Origin of the sequence: Mycobacterium sp. E796 (genome assembly GCF_001672815.1) — a bacterium.
Lineage (GTDB): Bacteria > Actinomycetota > Actinomycetes > Mycobacteriales > Mycobacteriaceae > Mycobacterium.
This window is the reverse complement of sequence record NZ_LZKK01000299.1, coordinates 1-9,732: the sequence shown is the minus strand read 5'-3', so window position 1 is coordinate 9,732 and position 9,732 is coordinate 1. Positions and strand designations below refer to the sequence as shown.

Sequence of the window (9,732 nt, the reverse complement as noted above, 5' to 3'; positions counted from 1 at the left end):
CCAGCGCCGCGACATCGCGCCCCGGCGGGTGCTGCCGGATTCGGCCATCATCGACGCCGCCCTGGCGAACCCGAAGACGGTCGAGGACCTGGTCGCGTTGCCGGTGTTCGGCGGGCGCAACCAGCGCCGCAGCGCCGAGATCTGGCTGGCGGCGCTGGAGGCGGCCCGGCAGACCCAGGACCCGCCCGACGAGGCCGAGGCGCCCAACGGACCGCCGCCGCCGTCACGGTGGGGCCGGCGCAAACCGGAGGCCGCGGCGCGGCTGGAGGCGGCGCGGGCCGCGCTGGGGGAAGTGTCGGAGCGGGTGCACGTCCCGACGGAGAACCTGGTCGCGCCCGATCTGGTGCGACGGCTGTGCTGGGACTGGGAACCGGCTCCGGATCCGGACGAAGCGGTCGACGCGTTTCTGCGGGCCGGGCAGGCGCGGGCCTGGCAGCGACGACTCGTGGACCCGCCGCTGGCCCGGGCGCTGCAGCCGCCGGAAGACGCGGACGACGAGCGTGGAGTGTGAATCGTGGGCATTGCGTGTGAGTCCTGGGCGCAAAAATCGGCGAGATACAGCCGTGAGCGCACAGGGAAAGCCCTGAATGCACGCCCGACTAGTCGAGGCGCTCCGGAATCTCGGCCTCGGCGACGCTGCTGCCCAGCGCCGCCACCCAACCGGTGATGCGGCGGGCGATGTCCTGGTCGGTCAGCCCGACATCGGCGAGCACCTCACCGCGGGAGGCGTGCTCGTAGAACCGCTGCGGCAGCCCGACGTCGCGGCAGGGCGTGTCGATCTCGGCGCGCCGCAGCGCGGCCGAGACGGCCGACCCCACGCCGCCGTTCACACCGTTGTCCTCGCACGTGACGACGAGCTTGTGCTGGGCCGCCATCTCGACGACGCCGTCGGATACCGGCAGCACCCAGCGCGGGTCGATCACCGTCACGCCGATGCCCTGGTTGTGCAGCCGCTTGGCCACACCCAGCGCCATCGGCACGAACGCTCCGACGCCGACGAGCAGCACGTCGTGGTTCAACCCTTCGGCGGGCAGGGCGAGGACGTCCACCCCGGAGCGCCGCTCGACGGCCGGAATGTCCTCTCCCACATCGCCTTTGGGGAAGCGGATCGCCGTCGGCCCGTCACCGATGTCGAGGGCCTCGCCCAGCTCTTCGCGCAGCCGGGTCGCGTCGCGGGGCGCGGCCACCCGGATGCCGGGCACGATGTTCAACATCGACAGGTCCCACATGCCGTTGTGGCTGGCGCCGTCGTTGCCGGTGATCCCGGCCCGGTCGAGCACCATGGTGACGGGCAGCTTGTGCAGCGCCACGTCCATCATGATCTGGTCGAAGGCGCGGCTGAGGAACGTCGAATAGATGGCCACCACCGGGTGCATGCCGCCCATCGCCAGGCCGGCCGCCGACGTCATCGCGTGCTGCTCGGCGATGCCGACGTCGAACAGGCGGTCCGGGAACTGTTGGCCGAACGCCGTCAGCCCGGTGGGGCCGGGCATCGCCGCGGTCATCGCCACGATGTCGCGGCGCTTGCGGGCGTAGCCGATGAGCGCATCGGAGAACGTCGCGGTCCAGCCCGGCCCGGCGATCTTGGTGGCCTGGCCGGTGGCCGGGTCGATCACGCCGCAGGAATGCATCTGCTCGGCCTCGTCGTCCAGGGCCGGCCCGTAGCCCATGCCCTTGCGGGTGACGACGTGCACGATCACCGGGCGCCCGAAGCCGCGGGCGTGGCGCAGCGCCACCTCCACCGCGCGCTCGTCGTGCCCGTCGACCGGGCCGACGTACTTCAGCCCCAGGTCGGTGAACAGCAGCTGCGGCGACAGCGAGTCCTTGATGCCGGCCTTGACGCTGTGCATGAAGCGGTAGGCGATCTGGCCGAACAGGGGCAGCGAGCGGACCGCGTCGCGGCCCTTTTCCAGCACGTGCTCGTAGGCGGGCTGCAGCCGCAGGGTGGCCAGGTGGTCGGCGACGCCGCCGATGGTGGGCGCATAGCTGCGGCCGTTGTCGTTGACCACGATGATCACCGGGCGGCGCGACGCGGCGATGTTGTTCAGCGCCTCCCAGCACATGCCGCCGGTGAGCGCGCCGTCGCCGACGACGGCCACCACGTGCCGGTTGCGGTGCCCGCTCAGCTCGAACGCCTTGGCCAGGCCGTCGGCGTAGGACAGCGCCGCGCTGGCGTGGCTGGACTCGACCCAGTCGTGTTCGCTCTCCGCGCGCGACGGATACCCCGACAGGCCGCCCTTTTTGCGCAGGCTCTCGAAGTCCTGGGCGCGCCCGGTCAGCATCTTGTGGACGTAGGCCTGGTGGCCGGTGTCGAAGATGATCGGGTCGTGCGGCGAGTCGAACACCCGGTGCAGCGCGAGCGTCAACTCGACGACGCCGAGGTTGGGCCCGAGATGCCCCCCGGTCGCAGCGACCTTGTGGATCAGGAACTGCCGAATCTCGGCTGCCAGATCGCGGAGCTGCTGTTGGGAGAGGTACTGCAGATCAGCGGGCCCGCGGATCTGTTCCAGCATCCCGTCAGTCTACGCAGCCGCGGCCGGATCACTACCCGACTATTGTTCCCCCCATGCGCGCCGAGGAACTCGCCGAGGACTTCCCGGTCGTGACGGTCGACTCGGACGCCCTGGATGCCGCCCGCCTGCTCGCCGAGCACCGGCTGCCCGGGATCGTCGTCACCGACGGGTCGGGCAAGCCCTCCGCGGTGCTGCCGGCCTCCCAGGTGGTCCGGTTCATCGTCCCGAAGTACGTGCAGGACGACCCTTCGCTGGCCGGGGTGCTCAACGAGTCGATGGCCGACCGCGCCGCGGACAAACTGGGCGGAAAGACCGTCGGGGACATGCTGCCCGATCACCTGACCAACGTGCCGTGGGCGCACGCGGACGACACCATCATCGAGGTCGCCGCGGTGATGGCCCGGCTGCGCAGCCCCCTGATCGCCGTGGTCAAAGACCAGACATTGGTCGGCGTCATCACGGCATCGCGTCTGTTGGCCGCGGCACTCAAACACTAAAAGCCTTGAGCATCCGGGACAGTCGATGAGCGTCGTGGCGATCGTCGTGTTCGTCGTCGCCTACGCGCTGATCGCCAGCGACCGCGTCAACAAGACTCTGGTCGCGCTCACCGGCGCCGCGATCGTCGTCGCCATGCCGATCATCAACTCCGATGACGTCTTCTACTCGCATGAGACCGGAATCGACTGGGACGTCATCTTTTTGCTGCTGGGCATGATGATCATCGTCAGCGTGCTGCGCCAGACCGGCGTGTTCGAGTACGTCGCGATCTGGTCCGCCAAGCGCGCCCGCGGCTCTCCCCTGCGCGTGATGATCCTGCTGGTGCTGGTCACCGCGATCGCGTCGGCCCTGCTCGACAACGTCACCACGGTGTTGCTGATCGCCCCGGTGACCCTGTTGGTGTGTGACCGGCTGGCGATCAACGCGGCGCCGTTCCTGATGGCCGAGGCGTTCGCCTCCAACATCGGCGGCACCGCGACCCTGATCGGCGACCCGCCCAACATCATCATCGCCAGCAAGGCCGGCCTGACGTTCAACGACTTCCTCTTCCACCTGACACCGCTGGTGATCATCGTGATGGCCGTCCTGATCGTGTTGCTGCCCCGCCTTTTTCGCGGTTCGTTCGCTGTCGACCCCGAGCGGGTCGCCGACGTCATGTCCCTGGAGGAGAAGGAGGCCATCCGCGATCACCGGCTGCTGATCGCCTGCGGCGTCGTGTTGGCGGCGGTGTTCGCCGCGTTCATCGCCCATTCGGCGCTGCACATGGAGCCCTCCATCGTCGCGCTCTTGGGCGCCGGGATCCTGATCGTGGTGTCGCGGCTGGAACATTCCGACTACCTGTCCAGCGTCGAGTGGGAAACGCTGCTGTTCTTCGCCGGCTTGTTCGTCATGGTCGGCGCGCTGGTCAAGACGGGCGTCGTCAAGCAGCTGGCGCACCTGGCGATCACCGCGACCGGCGGCAACACCCTGTTGGCCACCATGGTGATCCTGGCCGCGTCGCTGTTGATCAGCGGGGTCGTCAACAACGTTCCCTACGCCGCGACGATGGCGCCCATCGTCGCCGACCTGGTCCCGGCGCTCGGCGACCACATAAACCCCGGGGTGTTGTGGTGGGCGCTCGCGATCGGGACCGATTTCGGCGGGAACCTGACCGCCGTCGGCGCCAGCGCCAACGTCATCGTGCTCGGGCTGGCCGCGCGCGCCGACAACCCCATCTCGTTTTGGGAATTCACCCGCAAGGGCGCGGTCGTGACGGCGGTGTCCGCCGCGCTGTCGGCCCTATACCTGTGGCTGCGGTATTTCGTGTTCGGCTGAACGTCGAAGCGTCAGCAGCGCCACGCACTCGGTGTGGTGGGTCAGCGGGAACGCGTCGAAAACTTTGATCTTCTCGACGGTGTAGCCGTGGCCGCGATACAGGCCGACGTCGCGCGCGAAAGACGCTGCCTCGCAGCCGATGTGGACCACGCGCGGCACTCCGGCCGCGGCCAGCAGGTCGATGACGTCGCGCCCGGCGCCGGCGCGCGGCGGATCCAGCACGGCGACGTCGGCTTTCGAGCCGCGCTGCGCGGCCAACGCCCGGCGGACCGAGTCGGTGACGACATCGACCTGCGGCAGGTCGGCCAGCGCGGTTCGCGCGGCCCGCGTCGCCGACCGCGAGGTGTCGACGGTCACGACCCGCCCCGACTCCCCCACCGCGTCGGCGAGCGTTGCGGCGAAAACGCCGGCGCCGCCGTAGAGGTCCCACACCGTCATGCCGGCGTCGGGTTGCGCCCAGTCGGCGACCAGGCCGCTGTAGACCCCGGCCGCGTCCCGGTGTGCCTGCCAGAACGCGGTCACCGGCACCCGCCAGGAGCGCCCGCCCACCCGCTGCACCGCCTCGTAGCTGCCCTCCGCCACGGCGGTCGCGGTCTGCCCGCCATGCCGCAGGGTGCGCACCACGTGGCGCTCGCCGTCGTCGTCGACGGCCACGTGCAGCTGCGCGCCCGCGGGCCACTCGGCCCCGGACGAATCATGAGCGAGGCCGTCCAGCATCCCCGGCGGCAGCTGCGCGCAGCGCAGGTCTGTCACCAGCTCGTCGCTGTGGTACCGGTGGAAGCCGGGCCGGCAATCCGCGCCCACGTCCAGCCGCACCCGGGTGCGCCAACCGGTGGGTCCGGATCCCGACAGCGCCTCGGCGCCCGCCTCGGCGCCGTTCCACTGATGACCGCCCAGCCGTTGCAGCTGATTGGCCACGACGTGTGCCTTGAGCGCGCGGGCCGCCTCCGGCGCGGCGAACGCCAGGTCGCAGCAGCCGGCACCGCCGACCCCGGCGATGGGGCACATCGGCTCGACCCGGTCGGCGGACGGCTCGATCACCTCGATAGCCTCTGCGTGCCAATAGGATCCGCGCTCGGCGGTGACACGCGCCCGCACCCGCTCGCCGGGCAGGGCGTAACGGACGAACACGACCCGGCCCTCGTGATGCGCCACGCAGCTGCCCCCGTTGGCCGGGGCGCCGGTCACCAGCGTCAGCATGTTGGGCTTCAACGCCGTGCTCAGTCGAAGATTCCGCGTCGGGCGTCGCCGGGTGCACCGTGCGGCTGGAAGGCCTTCAGGCGCTCCGACGAATTCAACTGCCACGGAACGGAAGTCACCATCACGTTGGGCATGAACAGCAACCGGCCCTTGAGCCGCAGCGCGCTTTGGTTGTGCAGCACCTGCTCCCACCAATGGCCCACCACGTACTCCGGGATGAACACCGTCACCACGGTCCGCGGCGAATCCTTGCTGACCCGCTTGACGTAATCGAGTATCGGCCTGGTGATTTCACGGTAGGGCGAGGCAATGACCTTGAGCGGCACACTGATGTCGCTTTCCTCCCACTTGTGCACCAGGTCCCGGGTTTCGGCGTCGTCGACGCTGACGGTGAGGGCCTCGAGCGTGTCCGGACGGGTCGCGCGCGCGTAGGCGAGCGCACGCAGTGTCGGCAGGTGCAGCTTGGACACCAGCACCAGGGCATGGTTGCGGCTCGGCAGCACGACGTCGTGCTGGGTGGCCTCCTGCTCCTCAAGCTCCCGGCTGACGGTGTGGTAGTGCTTGCGGATCAGCTTCATCAACAAAAACAGCAAGCCCATCGCGAAGAGGGCGATCCACGCCCCCGCGACGAACTTGGTGATGAGGACGACCAGCAACACCGCGCCGGTGCAGATCAACCCGACCGTGTTCACCACCCGCGAGCGCATCATCTTGCGCCGCACCCGCGGGTCGGTCTCGGTGCGCAGCAGGCGGGTCCAGTGCCGGACCATGCCAATCTGACTCAGCGTGAACGAAATGAACACACCGACGATGTAGAGCTGGATCAGTGCGGTCACCTCTGCGCGGAACGCGATGATTGCCAGCAGCGCGGCCCCCGACAGGAAAAGGATCCCGTTGGAGAACGCCAACCGGTCGCCACGCGTGTGCAATTGGCGCGGAAGGTAACTGTGCTGCGCCAGAACCGAACCCAGCACCGGGAACCCGTTGAACGCGGTGTTGGCCGCCAGCACCAGGATCAGCGCGGTGACCGTGGCGATCAGCAGGAACCCGATGTGAAAGCTGCCGAACACGGTCTCGGCCAGCTGCGTGACCAACGTCTTCTGGTAGTAGTTCGGCGGGGCGCCGCCCAGTTGGGTTGCGGGGTCCTCGACGAGCTGGACACCGATCCTCTGGGCCAGCACGATGATGCCCATCAGCAGGGTCACCGCGATGGCGCCCAGCATCATCAGCGTCGTCGCCGCGTTGCGCGACTTGGGTTTTTGAAAAGCCGGCACCCCGTTGCTGATCGCCTCGACACCCGTCAGCGCCGCGCACCCGGAGGAGAACGACCGCGCGACCAGAAAGGCCAACGCCAAGCCGACGACCTGGCCGTGCTCGGCATGCATCTGAAAGCCGGCGGACTCGGCCCGCAGCGGATTGCCCAGCACGAAAATGCGGAACAGGCCCCACCCGATCATGGCGAGGACCCCGACGATGAACGCATAGGTCGGGATGGCGAAGGCCACGCCGGACTCGCGGATCCCGCGCAGGTTCAGGGCCATCACGAGCAGGATGGCCGCCACGCAGAACAGCACCTTGTGCTGCGCCACGACGGGGATCGCCGAGCCGATGTTCGACATCGCCGAAGCCGTCGAAACGGCAACGGTGAGAACGTAATCCACCATCAGGGCGCTGGCGACCACGAGACCGGCGGTGTCGCCGAGATTGGTGGTGACCACCTCGTAGTCGCCGCCGCCCGACGGGTAGGCGTGCACGTTCTGGCGGTAGCTGGCGACCACGACCAGCATCACCGCGGCCACGGCGAGACCGATCCAGGGCGTCATCGCGTAGGCGGTGACCCCCGCAACCGAGAGCATCAGGAAGACTTCCTCGGGCGCATACGCCACCGAGGACAGGGCATCGGAGGCGAACACCGGCAAGGCGATCCGTTTGGGCAGCAGTGTGTGACTCAGCCGGTCGCTGCGTTGGGGCCGGCCGATAAGCAGCCGGCGCGCAGCGGTCGAAAGTTTGGACACGAGAGCCAAGAGTAAGCCCACCCGGGCTTGCTAGCGTTTCGTAGGCAACAATGTTCGTCGACGGGCCGAATCCGCCGGGAGGACCTCAAGTGCGCGTGGTTGTGATGGGTTGCGGCAGGGTGGGCTCGTCATTGGCCGACGGGCTCTCCCGAATCGGCCACGACGTGGCGGTCATCGACCGCGACAGCACGGCGTTCAACCGGCTCAGCCCCGAGTTTGCGGGCGAGCGGGTGCTGGGCCAGGGCTTCGACCGAGACGTCCTGCTGCGGGCCGGCGTCGAGGGAGCCGATGCGTTCGCGGCGGTGTCGTCCGGGGACAACTCCAACATCATCTCGGCCCGGCTGGCCCGGGAAACCTTCGGTGTCGGGCGCGTCGTCGCCCGGATCTACGACGCGAAGCGCGCCGAGGTCTACGAGCGCCTCGGGATCCCCACCATCGCCACGGTGCCGTGGACCACCGACCGCCTGCTCAACCTGCTCACCAGGGACAGCGAGACCGCCAAGTGGCGAGACCCGACCGGCACCGTCGCCGTGGCCGAGGTCGACCTGCACGAGGACTGGGTGGGCCACCGCGCCACCGAGCTCGAGCAGGCCACCGGCGCGCGCGTCGCGTTCGTCATCCGGTTCGGCACGGGTGTGTTGCCGGAGCCGAAGACGGTCATCCAGGCCGGCGATCAGGTCTACATCGCCGCCATCTCCGGCCGCGCCGCCGAGGCGGTGGCCATTGCGGCACTGCCGCCCAGTGAGGACCTCGAGGCGGGAGCCGTCAAGTGAAAGTAGCCGTCGCCGGGGCGGGCGCGGTCGGCCGCTCGGTCACTCGCGAGCTGGTCGAGAACGACCACGACGTCACGCTGATCGAACGCAACCCCGACCACGTCGACGTCGACGCCATCCCGGCCGCGCACTGGCGCTTGGGTGACACCTGCGAGCTGAGCCTGCTGCAGTCGATACACCTGGAGGACTTCGACGTCGTCGTCGCCGCGACCGGGGACGACAAGGTCAACGTGGTGCTCAGCCTGTTGGCCAAGACGGAGTTCGCGGTGCCGCGGGTGGTAGCCCGGGTCAACGATCCGCGCAACGAATGGCTGTTCACCGACGCGTGGGGCGTGGACGTGGCGGTGTCCACGCCGCGGATGCTGGCCTCGCTGATCGAGGAGGCCGTGGCCGTCGGTGATCTGGTGCGGCTCATGGAATTCCGCCGCGGGCAGGCCAACCTGGTCGAGATCACCCTTCCCGACGACACACCGTGGGGCGGCAAGCCGGTGCGCCGGCTGCAGCTACCGCGGGACGTCGCGCTGGTGACGATCCTGCGTGGCCCGCGGGTGATCGTGCCGGAGGCCGACGAGCCGCTCGAGGGCGGCGACGAACTGCTCTTCGTCGCGGTCACCGAGGCGGAGGAGGAGCTGCAGAAGCTCCTGCTGCCGGAAGCGGAGCCCGGCGATTAGTGTTCGGATATTGAGTGTGAATCGTGGGCCTCGCGTGTGAGCCCTGGGCGGAAAAATCGCCGCAATCCCGCCCTCAGTGCACGCGGAAAACCACCACCACACACTCAACGCCGTGAATGCCGAAGCGGGCGATTAGTCGGTCAGGGTTTCCGCGGTGCCGGCGTCCTCGGCGGCCGGCAGGGCGCGCTGCACCGCCCTGATCGCCGCGTACGTCGCCACCGCGGCGAGCACGGTCAGCGGCCAGCCCATCGCGATCCGCGCCACCCCGAGCCACCCGGTCTGATCGGCGTCGTAGAGCAGCCGCTGGACCACGAAGCGCGCGGCGAACACCACGGTCCAGCACAGCGTGGCGACGTCGAACGCGTACACGGCCCGCGACACGGCGCGCCAGGCGCGGTCGCGGCCGGTGGCCCAGCTCCACGCGTAGCCGACCAGCGGCCGACGGATCAGCACCGAGACCGCAAACACCACCGCCCACAACAGCGACATCCAGATGCCCAGCAGGAAATAGCCCTTCGACTGCCCCACGACGTAGGCGATGAGAGCGCAGACGGCGACGCCGATGAAACCCGAGAACGCGGGCTGGGTGGATTCGCGGCGAATCAGCCGCCACACCAACACCAGTGCCGCCACGCCGAGCGCGGACGCGATGGCGGCCACCAAACCGGACAGGCTGGACACCGCGACGAAGACGACCACCGGCAGCGACGAGTAGATCAGGCCGCTCACCCCGCCAACCTGGGTCAGC

General features: G+C 69.2%; 9 protein-coding genes. 5 read left to right on the top strand and 4 right to left on the bottom strand.

Annotated elements, in window-relative coordinates:
- On the top strand, positions 1-511 hold a 511-nt coding region (locus tag A5706_RS23140), incomplete at its 5' end, for an HRDC domain-containing protein (RefSeq protein ID WP_197517947.1).
- Between the two features lie 88 nt (positions 512-599).
- Here the strand turns inward: A5706_RS23140 and dxs are convergent.
- Positions 600-2,513 (bottom strand): 1-deoxy-D-xylulose-5-phosphate synthase, encoded by a 1,914-nt coding sequence (gene dxs / locus A5706_RS23135; protein WP_068135852.1) that lies wholly within the window; start codon positions 2,511-2,513, stop codon positions 600-602.
- Positions 2,514-2,566: 53 nt separating this feature from the next.
- On the opposite strand from dxs, the gene A5706_RS23130 reads away from it, so the two are divergent.
- Both A5706_RS23130 and A5706_RS23125 read left to right on the top strand, forming a co-directional pair.
- Positions 2,567-3,010 carry a CBS domain-containing protein gene (locus tag A5706_RS23130; RefSeq protein WP_068135849.1) on the top strand — a complete coding sequence of 148 codons (444 nt, stop codon included), beginning with the start codon at positions 2,567-2,569 and terminating at the stop codon, positions 3,008-3,010.
- 25 nt (positions 3,011-3,035) lie between these two features.
- Positions 3,036-4,325: an ArsB/NhaD family transporter gene (locus A5706_RS23125; RefSeq protein ID WP_068135846.1), complete on the top strand. Its 1,290-nt coding sequence runs from the start codon at positions 3,036-3,038 to the stop codon at positions 4,323-4,325.
- On the opposite strand, the gene A5706_RS23120 is transcribed toward A5706_RS23125, so the two are convergent.
- Entirely contained in the window at positions 4,290-5,525 is a 1,236-nt protein-coding gene (locus A5706_RS23120) for a class I SAM-dependent RNA methyltransferase (RefSeq protein ID WP_068135858.1), read from the bottom strand. The two genes, A5706_RS23125 and A5706_RS23120, sit on opposite strands and share 36 nt — an antisense overlap.
- A gap of 20 nt (positions 5,526-5,545) precedes the next feature.
- Positions 5,546-7,540 carry an APC family permease gene (locus A5706_RS23115; RefSeq protein ID WP_068135856.1) on the bottom strand — a complete coding sequence of 665 codons (1,995 nt, stop codon included), beginning with the start codon at positions 7,538-7,540 and terminating at the stop codon, positions 5,546-5,548.
- 89 nt (positions 7,541-7,629) lie between these two features.
- Here A5706_RS23115 and A5706_RS23110 point away from each other — a divergent pair, with 89 nt between their 5' ends.
- Together A5706_RS23110 and A5706_RS23105 are read left to right on the top strand one after the other, a co-directional pair.
- Complete coding sequence (locus A5706_RS23110) at positions 7,630-8,313, top strand: TrkA family potassium uptake protein (protein WP_068135844.1); 684 nt, start codon at positions 7,630-7,632, stop codon at positions 8,311-8,313.
- Positions 8,310-8,984, top strand: coding sequence for a TrkA family potassium uptake protein (locus A5706_RS23105; protein WP_068135842.1), 675 nt, complete (start codon positions 8,310-8,312; stop codon positions 8,982-8,984). Before A5706_RS23110 ends, A5706_RS23105 begins: the two co-directional genes overlap by 4 nt.
- A 132-nt stretch (positions 8,985-9,116) precedes the next feature.
- Here A5706_RS23105 and A5706_RS23100 read toward each other — a convergent pair whose 3' ends face one another.
- Positions 9,117-9,731 carry a DUF3159 domain-containing protein gene (locus tag A5706_RS23100; RefSeq protein WP_082964565.1) on the bottom strand — a complete coding sequence of 205 codons (615 nt, stop codon included), beginning with the start codon at positions 9,729-9,731 and terminating at the stop codon, positions 9,117-9,119.
- Position 9,732: the final 1 nt, after the last annotated feature.

Bases quoted from the DNA above. Each gene is read 5' to 3' on its own strand.
- dxs (WP_068135852.1), bottom strand. From the start codon at position 2,513: ATGCTGGAACAGATCCGCGGGCCCGCTGATCTGCAGTACCTCTCCCAA.
- A5706_RS23130 (WP_068135849.1), top strand. From the start codon at position 2,567: ATGCGCGCCGAGGAACTCGCCGAGGACTTCCCGGTCGTGACGGTCGAC.
- A5706_RS23125 (WP_068135846.1), top strand. From the start codon at position 3,036: ATGAGCGTCGTGGCGATCGTCGTGTTCGTCGTCGCCTACGCGCTGATC.
- A5706_RS23120 (WP_068135858.1), bottom strand. From the start codon at position 5,525: ATGCTGACGCTGGTGACCGGCGCCCCGGCCAACGGGGGCAGCTGCGTG.